This is a genomic window from Armatimonadota bacterium (assembly GCA_016125185.1).
Taxonomy (GTDB): Bacteria; Armatimonadota; Fimbriimonadia; order Fimbriimonadales; family Fimbriimonadaceae; genus Fimbriimonas.
Map to the genome: position 1 here is coordinate 229104 of WGMG01000004.1, position 18290 is coordinate 247393.

At 58.9% G+C, this 18290-nt stretch carries 12 protein-coding genes; 4 read left to right on the plus strand and 8 right to left on the minus strand.

What is annotated here, in order from left to right; all coding sequences use genetic code 11:
- Positions 1 to 557 precede the first annotated feature (557 nt).
- The 4 genes from GC165_06570 to GC165_06585 all read right to left on the minus strand — a co-directional run bounded on the left by GC165_06570 (position 558) and on the right by GC165_06585 (position 6635).
- On the minus strand, positions 558 to 2291 hold the full coding sequence (locus tag GC165_06570) for a hypothetical protein (protein MBI1332526.1): 1734 nt from the start codon (positions 2289 to 2291) through the stop codon (positions 558 to 560).
- Between the two features lie 23 nt (positions 2292 to 2314).
- The gene (locus GC165_06575; GenBank protein ID MBI1332527.1) at positions 2315 to 3598 is read right to left on the minus strand and encodes a cation:proton antiporter; all 1284 of its coding nucleotides are present in this window, start codon (positions 3596 to 3598) and stop codon (positions 2315 to 2317) included.
- Positions 3599 to 4106: 508 nt separating this feature from the next.
- Complete coding sequence (locus tag GC165_06580) at positions 4107 to 4772, minus strand: hypothetical protein (GenBank protein ID MBI1332528.1); 666 nt, start codon at positions 4770 to 4772, stop codon at positions 4107 to 4109.
- Between the two features lie 48 nt (positions 4773 to 4820).
- A complete protein-coding gene (locus GC165_06585; protein MBI1332529.1) occupies positions 4821 to 6635 on the minus strand; it encodes a hypothetical protein in 1815 nt (604 codons plus the stop codon).
- Between the two features lie 55 nt (positions 6636 to 6690).
- Here GC165_06585 and GC165_06590 point away from each other — a divergent pair, with 55 nt between their 5' ends.
- On the plus strand, positions 6691 to 7086 hold the full coding sequence (locus GC165_06590; protein ID MBI1332530.1) for an isopropylmalate/homocitrate/citramalate synthase: 396 nt from the start codon (positions 6691 to 6693) through the stop codon (positions 7084 to 7086).
- A 109-nt stretch (positions 7087 to 7195) separates the two neighbouring features.
- Here GC165_06590 and GC165_06595 read toward each other — a convergent pair whose 3' ends face one another.
- Positions 7196 to 8290 (minus strand): PEP-CTERM sorting domain-containing protein, encoded by a 1095-nt coding sequence (locus tag GC165_06595; GenBank protein ID MBI1332531.1) that lies wholly within the window; start codon positions 8288 to 8290, stop codon positions 7196 to 7198.
- Positions 8291 to 8399: 109 nt separating this feature from the next.
- Here GC165_06595 and GC165_06600 point away from each other — a divergent pair, with 109 nt between their 5' ends.
- Positions 8400 to 8966, plus strand: coding sequence for a hypothetical protein (locus tag GC165_06600; protein MBI1332532.1), 567 nt, complete (start codon positions 8400 to 8402; stop codon positions 8964 to 8966).
- A gap of 33 nt (positions 8967 to 8999) precedes the next feature.
- Complete coding sequence (locus GC165_06605) at positions 9000 to 9956, plus strand: endonuclease (protein ID MBI1332533.1); 957 nt, start codon at positions 9000 to 9002, stop codon at positions 9954 to 9956.
- On the opposite strand, the gene GC165_06610 is transcribed toward GC165_06605, so the two are convergent.
- The gene (locus GC165_06610; GenBank protein MBI1332534.1) at positions 9953 to 11410 is read right to left on the minus strand and encodes an alpha-L-fucosidase; all 1458 of its coding nucleotides are present in this window, start codon (positions 11408 to 11410) and stop codon (positions 9953 to 9955) included. The two genes, GC165_06605 and GC165_06610, sit on opposite strands and share 4 nt — an antisense overlap.
- 81 nt (positions 11411 to 11491) lie before the next feature.
- Between GC165_06610 and GC165_06615 the strand changes: the two genes are divergently transcribed.
- Positions 11492 to 12262 (plus strand): helix-turn-helix domain-containing protein, encoded by a 771-nt coding sequence (locus GC165_06615; protein ID MBI1332535.1) that lies wholly within the window; start codon positions 11492 to 11494, stop codon positions 12260 to 12262.
- A 6-nt stretch (positions 12263 to 12268) separates the two neighbouring features.
- Here GC165_06615 and GC165_06620 read toward each other — a convergent pair whose 3' ends face one another.
- Entirely contained in the window at positions 12269 to 16990 is a 4722-nt protein-coding gene (locus tag GC165_06620) for a prolyl oligopeptidase family serine peptidase (protein MBI1332536.1), read from the minus strand.
- 186 nt (positions 16991 to 17176) lie between these two features.
- A complete protein-coding gene (locus GC165_06625; protein ID MBI1332537.1) occupies positions 17177 to 18283 on the minus strand; it encodes a mandelate racemase/muconate lactonizing enzyme family protein in 1107 nt (368 codons plus the stop codon).
- Positions 18284 to 18290 lie beyond the last annotated feature (7 nt).

Consider the following 18290-nt stretch of genomic DNA (forward strand, 5'->3'; position numbering starts at 1 on the left):
TAAGGCTACCTTTTAGTTGGCAGTTGGCAGTTGGCAGTTGGCAGTCTTCGATACGAGAGTTGGGAGTTCATGTTTTCACGGCCATCTCCCATCCCGCAAGCGGGAAGGTGTCGTTGACCGTGCCACCCAGCTTATCCTCCCGTCCGCTGCGCCTAGAGTCTGCACCGCCTCCACCGGACCAAAGCGCGGATAGATCCATCCGCTCCCACTGGGGGCGACCAGATTTACGCAGACCTCAAAGGGCATTATGTGAGCGGTCCCGATTCACTTCGTTCATTTCCATCGCGATGCTCGGCGGGAATTTCGTGACGCTCACAACTCCCTGGAAGGCGACTTCCTTCAAACGTTTCCCTCTCCCCTCCGCCATCCGCTTTTAGCGGATGGCACCTCCCCGCTGGGGCGGAGCGTGTTGGGTCGGCTTGATCAAAGTCCAGACTCGACTTCTTTCACCGAAGCAGGCTTTGGTGATCAAAGCGTCCCGACCTTCGGGAAGCGCTACCAAAGAACAACATGTGAGCGAGACGCTCACAGCTTCCAGTGGGCCGACCTCCACAGTACTACTGCGGGGCTTTGGCTTCGAGGAAGGTGTCGTTGTTGTATCGAATTCCGCCCGAAAGTTTTGGCACGACGAGGTCGTACTCAGGTATTGAAGGGTCATGGGAGGCTTCCACCCATCCGGCGCGGATCATCGACTCCAGAAACCCGAGTCCGAAGGCGAGCGCGCTATCCACATCGGGACGCAGGCCCTTATCCATGATCGCGCGGGCCATCTGGCCAAACACGAACGGCAGGTCGCCGCGCACCTTCAGAATCTGCACCAGTACGTAGTAGAACCCGGACTGTGGCAGGGTTGCCTCACCTCGCTTCCACCGGCGGATCGGCGTGATTTTGCCCTCGCCATAGAACGCGAACTCGTCAACCGTTGCGCCTTCCATGTTCAGCACGAAGCGGTTGTTCTTTTCACACTCCAGCACCGCCGAGTCCTGCGTCAGCACCTCGATGGTGTCTTTGAAGCTGTAGAAATCGCACCCAGAAAAGCCGCTTCCCATGTGCTCGTGCACAAAGCCGCCCGAGGCGAACCATTGGAAGGCGTTATTGGCGTCGAACTCCAGTCCGGCGTCGGCGGCGATGGTGCGGGTGAACTCCTTGCAGTCGGTGAAACAGCCGTTGGCGGTGTACCAAAAGTCGGCGAATTCGATGTGCTGTTTGACGCGGCGAGTCTGGTTTTCGCTCAGTTGGTCCTTCAGCCATTCGCCGTCCAGCTTGCCTTCGTCGAGGGCCAGGATGGTGTACGCGACCTCCTTGCCGCTGATGTGGGCCATGGTCATTCCGGCGGAGAGGATTGGGTCGGCAAAACCCGCGGCCTCGCCGATGAGGAACCAGTTGTCGCCGTGCATGCGGTCGGCATAGTACGACCAGTCGCGGGTGGTGTGAATCTCGTTCTCTCGCCACGCATTTTGGACAAGTTCGGATATCCAGGGCTCGTCGGCGATTGCCTTTTTGTACAACTCCTCGGTTGACATCCCGCACTGTTTGAAGTACTCGACGGGGCAGACCAGGCCAACGCTGGTGCGGGTTGGGCCAATTGGGATGAACCAGATCCAGCCGTAGCCGAGGCTCATGACTTGGACGCGGGTGCCGCCGGTGCCGATGTTGAACGCCCAATCGGTGTCGTGCCAGTAGTCCCAGATGGCGATGTTGCGCAGACTGCTGGGCTCGACGATGCCGACGCCCATCTGGCGGCGCAGGAAGCCGGAGCTGCCGCTGGCGTCGATGTAGTAACGACCGGTGATGGTCGAGCCGTCTTCGAGTTTCAGTCCTTCGATGCGGTCGCCTTCGCGCAGGACTTCGACGACGCGGGTTTCTTCGCGGACCTCGACGCCGAGCGATTTGGAGTGGTCGAGCAGAATCTTGTCGTACTGGGAACGGTCGACCTGAAAGGCAGTGCGGGTTCGCTGGCCCTGGTACTTGGCGGGGCGGGGCTCATCCACAAACAGTTCGGGTGGGTAAAGCTGGAAATCCCAGAGATCGCGGGTGTTACCCCAGCGGAACGTCGCGCCGATCTTGATGGGAAAGTTGGCGGCCTCGACCTTGTCCCACACGCCGAGTTCGTTCAGAACGGCATTGATGGGCGGAAGTTGGCTCTCGCCGATGTGGTCACGGGGAAACTTTTCCCTTTCCAACACCAAAACGTTCAATTCTTTCGCGTACTTTTTGAGCAAAGAGGCCGCAGTTGAACCTGCAGGTCCCCCTCCGATGATCACGACGTCGTGCACCCTTCTAATATACAGTTGTTAGAAAAGAATAGGAGGATTTACGCCAGATTTGTCGTGGGTTCGATGGCAAAGCCTTTGCCGTAAACTCGCCGGAAGAGGGGCGTGGCCATGAGGGTGGTGACGATGGCCATGACGACCATGATGGTGTAGAACGTTTGCGTGATGACGCCCTGTTGGAGGCCGATATTGAGGATGATCAGTTCCATCAGGCCGCGCGAATTCATGAGCACGCCGATCATGAGGGCTTGGCGATGGGGTTCGCGGCAGAGTCGTGCGGCGGCGTAGCATCCGCCGAGTTTGCCACCAATGGCGGCGACCAGCACGGCGCCGACGATCAGCCAATGTTCGCCGCTTGTGAGCGCGCCAATTTTGGTGTTGAGGCCGGAAAAAACGAAGAAGAAGGGAAGGAATAGGTTCACAGCCAGAGGCTCGATCCGGGTTTGAACCGCCTTGGCGAGTTGGCCCTTGGGCATGGCGACGCCGATGGTGAACGCGCCAAAGACGGCGTAGACGCCGATGGCGTCGGTGAACCATGCGCCCGCGAACAGGATGAGCACGACCAACCCGAAGGTGGACTGGGAGATGCCCTTCTCGTAGTCTTCGAGGGTTTCGAGGTGGGCGATCAGCTTTCGGATGAGCGTGAGAGCGACGGTCACGAATAGGATTCCGCCGCCGATGGCCCATGCAGCGATGAAGACATCGCCTTTGCTAACGGCGAGCACGATAGCGAGCAGGCTCCAGGCGGCTACGTCGTCCGATGCTCCGGCTCCGATGGCGAGGGTTCCCAGCGGGGTGCCGGAAATTCCCGCCTCGTAAATGATGCGGGCGAGCATGGGAAAGGCGGTGATGCACATCGCCGCGCCGACGTAGATGGCGGCGATGGACGGCTGGATTTGGTGGCCGAACATGTCGGTTCGGTTCTCTAGGAAAAGGAAGTAGACGGCGCACCCGAGGACGAACGGGAGGATGATTCCGGCGAGTGAGACACCTAGGGCCGCGCGTGAACGGGAGCGGATCAGTCCGAGGTCGAGCTCCAGCCCGATGACGAACATGTAGAGGATCAGGCCGATTTGGGCGACGACATAGAGAATGGTCATCGACGGGTGGCGGGTGCCGCCATCCGATTGGGGGAAGAGGTATTGCTGGGTTGACGGAGCGAGGGCACCGAAGACCGAGGGGCCGAGAACCACGCCTGCGATCATCTCCATGGTGACCTGCGATTGACCGAGAAATTTTTGGCCGAGCCAGCCTAGTAGTCGGCACGTCGTGAGGACGACAAGGACCTGTAACATGAATCGGAGCATCATGTCGAGGTCGGACATCCACCTACGTTACATGACGGGCGGCGGTCTTGTCTATCGGTCCTGGTTTGGAAGTGGTCTTGAGGATTTTCCCCTCCCGTCTCCTGACATGGGTCAGGAGACACCCTCCACCATTTTCGCTACGCGAGAAATCGGAGAGGGAATTGGAATCGACTTTCCGATTCCGTTGGCCAAAGAGACATTCGATCGTCTACATCGAACTTGGCAACTCGTCAGGGCGTTCAACTTCCCGCATAGCCTTCGGCTATACGGGCCACCCGGGGTTTGGCGACAGGTGAGGTGGAGATTTGCGCGGGCTATGCACTTGTGAGCGAGACGCTCACTGCTCCGTTTGGCGAGACAAGTCTCGCTCGCGAAAGCGCGGATGAATCCGCGCAGTCCACATGAGCCGATCTCCTTAGATCGCCTTTTTGGTGGGCTGGAAGCCCACCCTCCCAATCGACTCCACCTGCTTGCCGCGGTTGGTGGGCGAGACGCCCACCTTCCCAGGACGACACCATGCTCGCGGTTACTCGAAGGTGATGGTCGTGTCTTTATTGAATCGCACGCCAAATGTCGTGCCTTGCTTAAGCGTCACGTCTTGCGCGTATGTGTTGTTGTGCGACTGCCCGATGAGGAAGCCGATCGCCGCGCCAAGGATGCCGCCCGCGAGCAGGTCACCGCCAGTAATGGCGGCGGCTACGACACCAACCGCCGCCCCGGTCGCCACATAATTGGTCGAGGTGTGTCGGTAGGCGGGAGCCGCCATCAGGCGCCCTTTGTCGTTGGTCACCGACCGCTTATCGATCTTCATCGTGGTGGCTTCGATTGGGAATCGTTCGCCGTTGGCCAGCACGAGCGTGTCGGCGGACAGTTCCAGTTGACCAGCGGTTTTGCCTTGGCGAGCCCGCGCGGCGCTGACGTGCCCCTCGACCTTGGTGCCCTTGGGGAGGCCGAAATAGTCGGGCTGTTTGCCGGTGTCGAGAGTCGCCGTGAATTTGTCGCCGACCTTGGCCGTTTTGGATTCCAGCTTGTTGTCCAGCTTGACCTTGAGGACGCTTCCCTCGGGCTGTTCCGAGGTTTTCGGCATTCCGGCGAAGCAGGTCGATGCGATGATGCCGACTGCGAAGGCGGAAACGATCTTGGACGAATTTGAAAATCGATACACGTTCATGTCTATACCCACGGGCTCCATGGCCTCATCTGTAAGGACAGTTGAATTGGAGAATCTGTTACCGAAGTCCTAGGTCTTCGGGTTCTTTTTGAGTTCGATCCGCTTGCGAACCTCAGCTCGGAAGCGGTCCCATTGATCCCTTGGGGCGTCTCGGTTGGGGTGGCCTTCCATTCCGAATTGTTTAGCGGCGATAATTGTGGCCAAGTCTTGAACGCGGAAAGTAGGAAGGAACGGGTGCAGGTTGAGGAGCGCCAACTCCCCACGTTCTTTTTCCAAGGAAGTTGCCACATCCTGGTCTTCGAAGAACTCTGCCAAAAAGTTGAGAAGCTGTGTTCGATTTCTTTCACCTACGCTCCACCAATTGGTCGAACCAATGAGTTCTAGCCGAAGATCGACGTCGGCGCGTTTGGTTGCCTTGAGAAGCGTCTGCCACGCCGCCGGGGAGCCTGCTTTGCAGGTGAGCAGTCCAAAGGATCCTGCGGACAGTAGCGATTCATCTCCTGGCATAGACTGCGGTAAACGATCGAGTGCGTGAGTAAGCTCGCTCTCAAAGGATCCCTTATCCAACTTGCTCAGTATTTGTAGTGCGAATTGGGATTGGTCGGGATTCTTACTCCTGGCTCCTCGGAGGCATGCTTCAAACGTGACGGGAGACGGCAAAGCGGACTGCACCATGGCTTCCAGAAGTGGCGAGGTTTGGGTCTTTTTGTTCTTCGCTAATATCGCGTTGTAGGTCTGAAGAAGAAGTTCTGGGTAATGCCTTTGGGCGATCAAGAGCGCTGCTTGCGGCAATTGGTCCGAATTGGCCAGAGATGTGCGGCACTTCTCGAAGTCGCTGAGCTTTGACACTTTGCTCCACCATGCTTTTGCCTCGGACTGCCGCTGATCCAAGGTGGGGCTGAAGGGCCAAGTTACAGGGTCCACAAGTTTGAAAAAGTGTTCGGTCAGATTCGTGCAAATCTCTCCAACCGTCACGATGTGCCCCGTCATGTTGACAATGGTTCCCGAGAGCTGTGCCCGCGATAATCGCTCATCGGAGAAGTGCTTGATCAGGTGGGGAACGACCTGATAACCCAGAGATTCCAAGTCTAAAAGTTGTGGGAGGGAATGTTCTCTATCGTCATAATTTCGTTCCAGCGAGAGGCCGTCGTAGGTCATCTCGCTAAGATGATCGATGGCAATCTCGATGGGATCAATACTTGAGTCTTTCGAATGAACCGCCAAGTCAAGGTTCTTGACAATTTTCCAAGCCGGTCGCTGGGTCATCTTCGAATCCTGCGTACCCAGCTGCGTGAGTTCGTTCAAGACCTGAATGCGATCGGTCTTGGGGTCTACCAGTGAGTTGATCCAGTGCTGAAAGGCGAGGTAGTGCATCCTGGTCTGCAGGGAAGACCCTTGGGGAGGCGTCAGTTCATAGGAGCCGGACGGGGGATTTTCAGCAACATTATTGATGATTGCTAATGCGAACGCGTCGTGGTGTCGGATTCTTTCGATGACCGCCACCGCGAGCCCACCGTCCTCTCGAAAGACGCCGCCACGAGACTCGCCAAAAGAGAGATCATCAAGATTGGGCGGCTTTGGGTTGACGATTTGTACTGGGTTAGCTAAGACTTCTCGTATTTGGGCTGTGCCCAACATGAGCGTGGATTCGTCGTATTCGCCCTTAGTACCTTCAAGAAGGTACGCGCATTCCGATCTTTCGCGCCATGGACGGTTGGTTTCCAGAGTCCACACGGCCCTAAATTTGACCAACGGCGCATCGGGCGGTGGCACTGGTAGGTGTAGGCTACGGTACTCGGCGACGAGACCATCCAACTCGGCCAAGGTCACAGGGTGGGACGTTTGGGTGGACGCGATCAGTAAGCTGGCGAATAGGCTTACCATGAGCCCATTATACGAGCAGTTTTTCCGGCAAGACGAATCGGTCAAAATATGATCCGTGCCTGAGACCGAATCGCTGATCCACGCCTATTTCGATGCCTTTAATCGTCACGACTTGGAGGGCATGCTGGCGACCTTGGCCGACGACGTGGCGCACGACATCAACGAAGGTGGACGCGAGGTTGGGATCGAGGCGTTTCGGGCGTTCAAGACGCACATGGACGAGTGCTATCGGGAGCAGATTCGCGACTTGTGCGTGATGGTGAACGGCGATCGCGGAACGGCGGAATTCACGGTCGATGGCTCGTACATCCGGACCGATGGGAGCTTGCCAGCGGCGACGGGGCAAACGTATTCGATTCAGGCGGCGGCGATCTTCGAGGTTGCGGGCGGGAAGATTGCGCGGGTGACGTCGTATTACAATCTGGCGGGCTGGATCAAGGCGATTTCTTAGCGCTTGAAAAACCCTCAGCAGCTCCGCGGACCCATTCGAAAATCGATCCGATTCCTCGCCGCTGAGGGAGCGAAAAAAGGGGCGGGCCTCCCGCCCGCCCGAACGGAATTTAGGGGCTCGTTTGTCGGCGTTTTCGCGCCAGACCAAGGGCAAAAACTCCCAAAATCAACATGCTCGACGGCTCGGGGACGGGTGACCACATGACGGCTTCATCGCGATTCAGCGTGGTGTTATGGGCAAGGCCCACGATATCGCCGGTGGCGGAATCGATCCCGAAGGCGAGCGAGGTGCTGTAGTTGGCGGGCAGGAAGCTGTGGAGATCGATGCCACTTCCGGCAGTGCCGGTCCAAAGGAAAGCGTGGAAGTCCAATGTGGACAGGCTGTTCCAGGCCCAACCGGTTTGCTTATCGCCCGAGATGCCCCAAGCCTGGCTGTAGAGGAAGCCGGAGGGCTGAAGGTCGACGTACGAGCTTGCGGAGCCATTCCAAAGGAGAGCGTGGTTACGGTTCGAGGTGATGGTCCCGTAGCCGCTGCCGACCTGCTGTCCACCCTGGACTCCCGCGCCGAACGTTTCGGTGTAGCCGGTCGGATTGAGGTCGACCACCGACGCGGCCGTCCCTGACCAGAGCAGGGCATGGTTGTGACCGGTTCCATTGGCACCGTATCCGACCTGGTTTGCGCCGGAAGTGGCCCACGCGGCGCTGGACGAAAAGCCGACGGGATTGAGATCGACGGCTGACGCGGCGGTGCCAGACCAAAGCAAGGCGTGGGTTGAGCCGAACATGGTGGTGCCCTCGCCGACCTGGTTCGTCGCCGATGTAGCGCGACCATGGCTCTGGGTGAAACCGCTTGGGTTGAGATCGATCGCACTCGCGGCGGTTCCGCTCCAAAGACGGGCGTGGTCCTGCCCGCTCTGGGTGGAGTAGCCGATTTGATGGCTACCCGAGGTGCCCCAAATCTGACTTTGCGATGCGCCGCTGGGATTGAGGTCGAGGACCGATGACGCCGTGCCGCTCCAGAGAAGGGCGTGCACATTTCCGCCAACGGTTCCAAACCCGGCTTGGTTGGGGCCGGAGATGCCGTGAGCCTCGCTGGCCGAGAATCCGCTGGGCTGGAGAAGGGTGACGGAATACTGCGCATCAGCGGCCGCCGAACCAAAAATCAGGCCAGTCAACGAAACGAATGTTTGAAGGTTTTTTAGCATATCAACTCCAAAGACGAGGTCATTATATTACGATTCTGAATATTACGAAACGGAATATTTTCATTCTAGCAAATTTGACGGGTTGGCGAGTTCTGAACTAGAATGGTTCATGCCCCGCTCACGCCTTTCGCCGATGGAATACACAGTCCTCGGGATCGCGTGGAAGCGTGGCCCCTGCACGACGTACACGCTGATGATGGAGCTTTCGTCTTCAACGTCCACGTTCTACAAGAAGCGGGCGGGGACGACGTACCCGCTGGTCGAGCGGCTGATCAAGAATGGCTATCTTGACCAGTCGTCGGAAACGGGGGCGAGGGGCGAGCGGCTGGTCGAAATCACGGACACAGGCCTTACTGCCGTGAGCGGCTGGCTCACCGGGCCGATCGAGTTTGGCGAGGCGGCGCACACGGTGGACTTCCTACGCCTGCGGACCTTCTATTTGGGGGCGATTCCGCCTGCGGATCGGGTGGCGTTTTTGGACGGATCGATCGAACAGTTGCGGGCTCATGAGGCGTCGTGCCAGGAGGCCATTGTTCGGTATCGGGAGATGGGCGATGAGTTCAGCTCGATGGCTACCGAAGGCGTTCTGTATGAGACCCGGGCGCGGATCGCGTGGTTGACGGATTCGCGCGAGCGCTTCTTGAGCCTGCCGATGGGCAAGCCCAAGAAGTGTTAGGACGGCAAAATCCCGCGCGTTTTATACTGTGTTATGTTTCATGGAAACGTTTCTCCAGAAATTGCGGCGGGTTTATTAAAGCTAAAGGAGCGGATCGACGCGGCGAAGATCCCGCCTTCCAAGCTCGACGAATCGATCAATATCGCCACCTGGAACATCCGTGAGTTTGGCAAGAAACGGCGGTCGGAGGCGGCGATCCATTACATCGCCGAGGTCATCGGCCAGTTCGATTTGGTTGGCATGGTCGAGTTGCGCGACAACCTATCGGACCTGGGGCGTGTCATGGCGATTTTGGGACCTTATTGGAAAGTCGTGTACTCCGACATGATTCCCGATGCGGGGGGAAATCGGGAGCGAATCGCCTACCTTTACGACGAACGGGCGGCACAGTTCAACGGCCTCGCGGCCGAAGCCAACGAGCCTCGGAAGAAGAAGGGCTTTGAGTACATTTCGGAGGAGTCTTTCTGGCGTGCCCCGTATTTGGCTTCGTTCAAATCGGGAAGCTTCGACTTCATGGTCCTCACCACGCATATTCGGTGGGGCGATAGCAATGAGGCTCGGATCGGCGAACTCGGACGGCTGGCGGATTGGATCGAGGCGAAACGGACCCAGACGACGAAAGAAGACAAGGACTTGTTCGTTATGGGAGATTTTAACATTCCTTCGACCAACGACGAGATGTTTGCGGCGATCACGAAGCATGGCCTGGAGATGCCGCACGCACTGCAGAAGATGACGTTTGGGAGCAACCTCGAGAAGAACAAGCGGTACGACCAGATTCTGCACCACCCGATCTACCCCGAAAACTTCACGAACTTTGGCGGTGTGCTGGACTTCTATGTCGATGAAGCGCACATCCCCGAGCTGTTTCCGGGTGGAATGTCGAAGCTGGACTTCACGTTCCAGATGTCCGATCACCTGCCGCTTTGGATTCAGGTGAATACGGACATCGACGGGTTCAAGCTAGAGCAGATTATTCAGAACAGCTAGCGTCGCGGCTCGAAATAGACGCCGATGTCCGCGATGTGCGGGGTGTCCTGGGCGGCTTCGATGGAGAGGCGAATCTTCATCGTGCGGACGGATGGGATCGCGTGCATCTGCACTCGGCTTGGGGTTGAGCCGCTGGCGAGTTCGACCCACTGCCGTCCATCCCATCGCTCGAATTTGTACGACTTGATGCGGCTCTTCTTGTAGTCATCGAATTTGCCCACCGGCTCGACGAGGACGAGGGTGTTGAGGTCGGTCGGACGCTTGAAGGTGATTTCCAGCCAGCCCTCCGAGTAGCCGCTTTCGAGGTACCAGGTGGTGCTGAATTTGCCATCGTTGGCAAAGTCCGGCCCGTAGGTGTCGGGCGAGATGTTGGCGTGGATGATCTGGCCGGTGGCGAGGTTGGGGGTCGTGATGACGAGAGCAGGGTCGACCCTGGGTGCAGGGCCGGGATGATGCCACGCCTCGCCGATTTCCTTCAGGCGAGCGACGACGTTCGGGGCAAGACGGCCCTCGCGGTTGGGCGGCGCGTTGAGGATGAGGTTGCAGTGCCGCTCGTTCTGCGGCTTCAGCCACTCCTCCACGATGCGGTGCGTCGGCTTCAGTTCGGCGTTTTCGTCGCCCTGCTTCCAGAACCAGCCATCGGTGAGGGTGACGCACGATTGAGCGGGGATGGAACTGTCTCCGGGGAGGGCCTGGCCCGCGTTCTGCTCGAACGCTTTGATGTCGGAGTAGTAGAGCGCCGAGTCTGGGTACTGGCTGGCATTGAGTTCGGAGATGAGGCAGTTGGGCTGGAGTCGCTTGACCAGCGCGTAGATTTCGTGGAACGGGACCTCGCTGTAGGGGATGCGGCTCCAGGGGGCGTCCCAGCCGTCAAAGATCAGCACGTCGATCTCGCCGTAGTTGGTCAGGAGTTCGGTTAGCTGGTCTTTGATGAGCTTGATTTTGGCCGGGTTGACGTTGAAGTGGCGGATGTCGTTGCGCAGGTCGAGGATGGAGAAGTAGAGTCCGACGGTGAGTCCGGCGCGGCGGAAGGAGTCGGCGTAGGCCTTGACCACGTCGATCTTCTTGGGCGTCTGGAGGATGCTGGCGACCTTGGTTTTGGTGGGCCAAATACAGAAGCCGTCGTGGTGTTTGGTGGTCAGACAGGCGTAGGTCATGCCGGCGGATTTGGCCGCCGCCGCCCACTGATCGGTGTCCAGATTGGTAGGGTCGAACGCCTTCACGGGGCCGGTTGGGTCGCCCCACTCGCGGTCCTGGAAGGTGGCCATGTTGAAGTGGAGGAACATGCCGAAGCGGAGGTCGACGAATCGTTGCTGAAGCTGATGGAGCGGGGTGTCCTCGTGGTAAGGCGTCATCATCGGCGTGACCTCTTTGGGCGCGAACAAGTGGGTGGGTAGAGCGGCGCTGGCGGCAAGACCGGCGATGGATTGGCAGACTTCTCTCCTGGTAGGCATGGCAACAAACTCTCTTTAGTGTGCGATGGATTTGAGCTTAATCAGATTGGTTCATCTCTTCATTAGTGGTATAAAATCGCAATGTCGATCTTGCTGGATGTTCCGCTGACTGAGCCACCGGAGATCGTGGCGATGGGGCGTAACGCGCACGGCTTTGAACCGGTGGATCGCTACTGTTTGCCAGACCTGTGGAGCCTGCACCTGTACGGCTACGAGGCGCGGGTGCGGGTGGACGAGCGGGAGTTCGAGGTCCGTCCGGGTTCGATCGGCCTGACGCCGCCGGGTTCGACGCTGGAGACGCACTACCGCGGGATTTCGGTGCATATCTACGTGCACTTTCGGGCACACGGCGACTCGCGGTTGCTTCCGATGATGCACGATTTGGGAGATCGATACGACGAGATCTATCGCCGCTTGTACGCCGCCCATCGCTTCCAGGAGCGAGAACCTCGGCGCGTTGCCTCGTGCCTGTGGGACGTGTTGTGGGACCTGACCGACGTTGGCCGGGTTGACGACCACCCGGCGGTTGGACATCCGGCAGTCATGGCCGCGGTCGAGAGGATTTCGAAGCGGCTTTCTGAGCCGATTTCGGTCGAGGCGCTGGCCGAGGAGGTCGGAGTCTCGACCAGCTATCTGGCGAAGTTGTTTCGGGCAACGTATGGCGAGACGGTGGTGGCGTTCATCCGCCGTCAGCGGGTGGAGCGGGCGATCCACTTGCTCCAGCGCTCGACTTTGCCGATCAAGGCGGTGGCGGCTTCGGTGGGCATTCCCGACCTCCAGCACTTCAATAAGCTGATTCGGAGCGAAACGGGGTTGAGTCCGCGGGGTCTTCGCGAGAGCCGAGCCAAATAGTTCGTATTAGAAGTGCCACTCGCCGTGCTTGACGAGCTTTCTTAGGCCATCTAGTGATCCGCAGAGGTTGGCCCGAGGTTGGATGGCGACGTCGGGGACGTCGTCGCGGAAGACGTCGGCCCATGTCTTGAGGCAGTCGTAGCCCATGACCTTTTCGATAGTGGGATCGAGAAGGCCCGCGACCATGACAGCTTGCGAGGCGAGCGGCCCACGACCGATGATCGCCACGTGCTTGCCGTGCTTTCGCATGGCTTCGGCGGCGCGGACGATCTGCCAGCCGCCGGTGAATGCCACCGACCGTCCGGCGTAAACTGGGTAACGAAGGTCGAAGCCAGTCAGTTCGCCCGTCCCCAAGATGTCGAGGAAGAGGGTGTTTGGCGGCATGGCGGGCATGCTCGCCATCTCGGTCGCCTTGCCGTGGTCGGCAACAACAATCGTTGCCCAATCGCTGTTCTTTCCGTCGGAAACGAGGATGCCGGGCGTGATGAGGCCAGGTTCGGATTCGAACGACACGGAACGGGTTTGGGACGTGCCGTTTTCATGCCAATGCATGTCGGTTTTGGGCGGTCGGCCACCGTTGACCGAAATGAATTCCTCCAGCGCGGTCGCCTTTGGCGCGTTCGAGAGAGACTCCATCGAGAGGTCGCGCATGGTGCGCTCGCCGTCGAGCGGAGGATCGAGAACAAGGAGTTGGTGGTCCTGGGGATCGATGGCTTGGAGGGCCGGTTGCGGCACCGGCGAACCGTCGCCTTCACTCTTCAGATACTTATTGAAGAAGCCAATCGACGACTCGCGCATGAGTTGGTTGTAGTCGTGTCCTCCGGCGTAGATTTGGCCGTACACGTCGTCCTGCTTTCCGAACAGCGTCCACGCTTCCTTGAGCTTTTTGACGGTTAGGCGAGTGGCGTCGGGCGGAAATTCGCCGTCCTGCTCGGCTCCCATAATGTACACAGGCTTCGGGGCTTGGATCGCCATGACATCCGACCGATCGCCGATCTGCGACGTGGCGGGGACGTGGTTGCACAGGCATCCGTTGTCGGGGGCAAGCTCCATGCTCGCCATGTACACAACGGGCACGGCGGCCTTGTAGCGATCATCGGCGGCGAACGTGTACAGCGTGGCTAGGCCGCCGCCGGACGCGCCGGTCAAGCCGATCCGCGACATGTCCGTATCGGGGCGCGTCGCCATGTAGTCGAGGGCGCGCATGGCGTCCCACACATAGTATCCGGTGGTGTTTGCGCCTCCTTGCACCAGTTTGAAATCGTTGTGGTTACCTTCGGCTCGCCTCTCGATGAGGCTGTTTCCTTCAAAGCTCCAGCCGGGGCTGTCGATGGCGATGGCGACGTAGCCCTGCAGGGCCTGGAAGGCGCACCGAAGCTGGATGCGGTCTTCGTCTTTCTTGTGGGCCCAGTGGCCATTGACGTTGACGATGACGGGGTAGCGAGCCTTGGCGAAGCGGTCGGGCACGTACACGTGGGCGGTCACATAGAACTTCGGACGACTCTCGAAGACCACCTTTTCGATGTGGTAGCCCGCGCGGGCGATGGTGCCGGTGACGCGCGCATTCAGCGGCGTTCTCGGTGGCATCGGGTCCAAGCCCAGCGACCGCATCAGCTCCTTCTTGCGCTCGACGCGAACTCTTTTGAAGGCGGTGAGGTTGGGCGGAGTTGGCCGCTTGGCCATCTGGATGACTTGGTTGCGGACGAATTTTTGGGCGATCGCCTGCCCTTGGCCTTCGAGGACGTCGTCGTTCATGGTCGGACCTGGGATGGGGGTAAAGCTATCCATACCTTGCTCCTGGGCGATGGCTTCGCCGAGGGTTACAAAAGGTATGTCGTGGGAGTTCATGAGGTCGGGATGGCACGAACTTGTGTACGCGCCGCCCTCGCTGCAACTGTCGATCAGGACGGTGGGCTTTTGCTTGCCGCCAAGGCTGAGGAGTTTAACAAAGTCGATGGCGGCGTTGGGCAGGTGCATGTTCTGCATTAGGCGAGCGGTGGTGATCCAGATTTCGCCCTGACCGTACTTGAGTCGGGCGAGGCCCCCGTTGCCGAAGATGTCCCAGCCGTCGCTGGCGGCGAACCGTTGCCACATCGCGCCAGGGAATGCGGCCCTGACAAGGCCGAGTTGGTCGCCGGGATCGAAGGTGTCGCTTTGTCCGGCCTCGACGCGGAGCGGCTTGGGGAGCCAGTCGAGTTGGAACTTGCCGAAGTCCTGCTGGAGGATCACGAGCTTCATGCCTTTGCTCACTGGCTCGAGCAGTTTTCGCTTGATCGACTTGCTGAACTGGAGGAAGTTCTGCGCCCGCGAGCCGATGAGGATCGCGCCGAATTTGTCGGGGGTGATGATGGACGGCTTGAGGTAGGTCATCGCCTCGCTGGCGTTGTAGATTTGCGGCGTTGGTCCGGGGAGCGAGGGGACGACAAGGTAAGGAGTATTCAAATCCGCGTCTGGAATCTGGATGCCAAGGCCGTCATAGTAGACCTCAGCCGAGATTGCATGGCCGAATCGCTCACGTCGAAAAGTAGCTTCGAAGTGGTCATCTACTTTGACCATGGGTATTCGATGAAAGAATGTTGAGCTTGGCAGTGGCTTGATCTTAAGGAATGCCTTTTCGGCGCTAAAGGTGGGAGAAGTTATACACCGAATCATGCTTCCTTCGACCTTCCAATTCAAACTGGAATTGTCAGGAAAGTACGTTATGTGTTCAATCTCCTTAAGCTTTAGTTCAGGTTTGGTAGGAAAATTTTGGCCACGCTGCGGCTCGGGAAACTTGGCCACCTCGGCCTGAACCTTTTTGAATTCTTCTGCCCAAGTAAAGGTGTTGGTGTGCATGCGAAGGCGCTCTGTAAAAGGCCGGTAGTAGGTATTCGCTGCGATTTGACCATAAGAGGTAAGAGCCCGTTGATACTCCTTAAAGGTTATTAAGCGGTCCTCAAAGTAGGGAGATACAGAACTTGTAGCACCTTTAACTCTAGCCTCGTAGTAGTTAGTCAACGCAAGTTCAAGGCCGAGGGCATTTGCAACCTCTTTAGCACGTGAATTCTTTGGCTTTGGCTGATAATCAGTCAGCCAACCTCCATATCCTGCCGAAAAATATCGAGCGTCGAGCCCATCGGTTGCCTTATTCGCAAGTGCCTCCTGCGGCGACATCGATATCGTTGAGTCAAAACCCTCGGTCGTAAGGAAGGAGTTTGTATCGCCACCCCACTCTAACTCTGGCGCATGATTGCGATGGTCGGGTCCCAGGCTGAATGCCATGTACGCTTCGGGAACCATGATGCTTGCTTCTTTCCACGCATCGACCAATTTGCCATCTTTGTCACCGAGCAATTCCTTCGCCCGAGCATCGAACACGTCGTCCGGCGTTTTGGGGTCGTAGCCCAGTCGCCCCCACGTCATCCAGTACATCTCGTCCCGCTGATGGATCCAGTCGCAGTATTTGTCGGCGGGGTTGGCCAGGTAGTAGTCGGGTTTCTTCGGGTAGTAGGCATCTTCGCCCTCGATGGTGTATCCGCTGGCGGTGCCGATCTTCATCTCGCCGATGGTGCGGCGTACCCACTGCGGGTTGTAGAAAGGAAAGATTCGGTGGGTGCCGTTGGCTCGCACCTGCCACACGATCTTGTACGGCTCGCTGGGCCAGTTGCCGCCGCCCGTCGCGGGATTTCCGGGCCACGTCTTCACGCCTTTCGCGCCGGAATCGCTGAGGTAGTCCTCGTAGGAGTAGCTGTACCAGTTGGCCATGCGCCCGCCGGCGACCATGTAGGGCGCGCCCCACTGCTCGCCGTTGTATTTGATCTCGACGGTGAAATCCTTACTTGCCCTAGCGAGAGGGAGCACTCGTTGTTTGCGGGTGATCCAGCTTCGGGTGACGATGGGAATATGTCGGCCGCTGGCTTTGACGGCCTCGTCGTAGCATCGGAAAAACGACTCGCTCCGCCCGCTTTCGCCGATGCGGTAGCCGATGGCGTCGAGGCCGGGTGCACGGCGGATCATCTGCTCGACGACCTCCTTGGTGTACTTGTAGATGTTCGCCTCGCTGGCGTCGTAGCCCGGATTCGGGTTCTGGGGAATCTTGAGGTTGGCTTCGTAGGCCATCAGGCTGACCCTGATGCCGCGCGCGTGGGCCATGTCGATGACGTGGTTGAGCTGGCGGAGGTCCTGATCCTTGACGCTTTGGGTGACCCCGACCTTGGGGAACGATGGGCTGGTGACGAAGTAGGCGTAGAGATTGGGGGCGTTGGTGACGCTGATGTCCCACGCGCCGTGGATGTCGAGCCAGTTGAGGCGTGCGTGCGCCATCTGGTCCAGCAAGGTGGTCCAATAGTTCTCGTTTTGGAACCACCAGCGGTTGGGGTCAGTCAGGGCGGCGGGGTCGAAGTCGGTGTCGTTCTTGGCGTAGTTCCAGGGGAGGGTGAGGAAGAGGTTCAGGCCACGGTCCTTGAGGAACGGCTGGTTTTTGACGCTGGTCTGCCAGGCCATGTCGCCTTGTTGATGAAGGCGCTCGGCGAATTCGAACGCGCCGTACATCGCGCCGACCGGGTCGCTCCCGACGATGCGGACCTTTCCATTCTTGGCGGCGATCTCGTAGGATTCCTTCTCGCCACCGCTTTTGACCTCAATGGAGACGTTTTGGGCTCGGTCTTTGGCCTCGCGAGCGACCTCGGCGCGAGCGAAGTCGAGCGGGGTCTTGGGTTGAAGCGTGATGAGAAGCGCGGCGGCGAGCATCCTAGGGCGTATGGTAATCCTTTTTCGGGGGGAGGGCAAGGTCTGGCGTCAGGGCGAGTGCGAGTGCGAGCGCAGGGCGTCCAGTTGAAAAACTGCCAAGGTCCAATTGGCCATGCCAGATTAGCGAGTCCGGAGAGTGTTGAAAGCGCGGATCAATCTACGCACTCCCGCATGGGCTAATCTCCATTACTCGGCTTGCCCAACAGCCGCCATCGCTGGCGAACCCAGTTCGAACAAGAACTCGTCTTTGAACCGGAAGCCCCAGCCCGGCGAGGTATGCGGGTAAGCCATCCCGTCCTCGACCCTGATCGGGTGGTCGATCAGCCCGTCCACCCAGTCGAGAATCTCGGCCCCGCGCCCGTTGGGCACCGTCATCAGGAGCGGTACGTGGTACTGCTTGTAGAAGTGCGGCACGATCGGGATGTTGTTCGCCTGGCAGAGGTCGGCGGAGTCACGCCACGCTTCCACGCTTCCCAGGCGGAAGAGGTCGGGTTGCCACAGGTCCACCGCGTCCCGAAGGATCAACTCGCGAAGCGCCACCGTGCTGAATTCGCGTTTGCCGATGGCCAGCGAAATGCCGGTTGTCTGCCCCAATTGGCGATATCCCTCGAAGTCGGTGTGGGGCAACGGCTCCTCGAACCAGGTGATGCGGAGCGGCATCGCCGCCTGCGCCAACTTCGTCGCCGTGCTCACGCTCAGGCCCTGGTTGGCATCCATCATGATGTCCACGTCCGGCCCGACCGCTTCGCGGACGAGGTGCAGACGTTCGATGTCGCGCTCGATGTCGGCCGATCCAACCCGCATCTTCAGGCCATGAAAACCCCGCGCCACCAGGCTTGAAGCCTCAGAAATTAACTCCTCATTGGAATAGGAAAGCCAGCCGCCGCTCGCATAAACCGGCACTCTGTCCCGGTGGACGTTGAACATCTGCCAGACCGGCTTTTCGACGGCCCGCGCCCGTGCATCCCACATCGCGGTATTGATCGCCGCCAGCGCCCATCGATTGATGCCGGTATTGCCGAAATATTCAGCTTGGCTCTCGTAGAACTGGATGAATTCCCTCGTTTGGTGAACGTCCCAACCGACGACCAGGTCGGTGGCATCGCGCAACGCTCCAAGGATCGCGTGAGGCGAATAGTGAAACGCCAGCATGTACGACTCGCCCACGATTCCGCTCTCTAGGTGGATCCGCGTGACGATGAAGGCGATTTCGGGAAATTCGTGGGTGCTGTCGCTAATCGGACGCGACAGCGGCGACACGGCCTTATAAAGACTGACCCCACGTATTCTCATCGGTGCT

Bases quoted from the DNA above. Each gene is read 5' to 3' on its own strand.
- GC165_06600 (MBI1332532.1), top strand. From the start codon at position 8,400: ATGCCCCGCTCACGCCTTTCGCCGATGGAATACACAGTCCTCGGGATC.
- GC165_06610 (MBI1332534.1), bottom strand. From the start codon at position 11,410: ATGCCTACCAGGAGAGAAGTCTGCCAATCCATCGCCGGTCTTGCCGCC.
- GC165_06625 (MBI1332537.1), bottom strand. From the start codon at position 18,283: ATGAGAATACGTGGGGTCAGTCTTTATAAGGCCGTGTCGCCGCTGTCG.
- GC165_06595 (MBI1332531.1), bottom strand. From the start codon at position 8,290: ATGCTAAAAAACCTTCAAACATTCGTTTCGTTGACTGGCCTGATTTTT.
- GC165_06580 (MBI1332528.1), bottom strand. From the start codon at position 4,772: ATGGAGCCCGTGGGTATAGACATGAACGTGTATCGATTTTCAAATTCG.
- GC165_06605 (MBI1332533.1), top strand. From the start codon at position 9,000: ATGTTTCATGGAAACGTTTCTCCAGAAATTGCGGCGGGTTTATTAAAG.
- GC165_06620 (MBI1332536.1), bottom strand. From the start codon at position 16,990: ATGCTCGCCGCCGCGCTTCTCATCACGCTTCAACCCAAGACCCCGCTC.
- GC165_06615 (MBI1332535.1), top strand. From the start codon at position 11,492: ATGTCGATCTTGCTGGATGTTCCGCTGACTGAGCCACCGGAGATCGTG.
- GC165_06585 (MBI1332529.1), bottom strand. From the start codon at position 6,635: ATGGTAAGCCTATTCGCCAGCTTACTGATCGCGTCCACCCAAACGTCC.
- GC165_06575 (MBI1332527.1), bottom strand. From the start codon at position 3,598: ATGTCCGACCTCGACATGATGCTCCGATTCATGTTACAGGTCCTTGTC.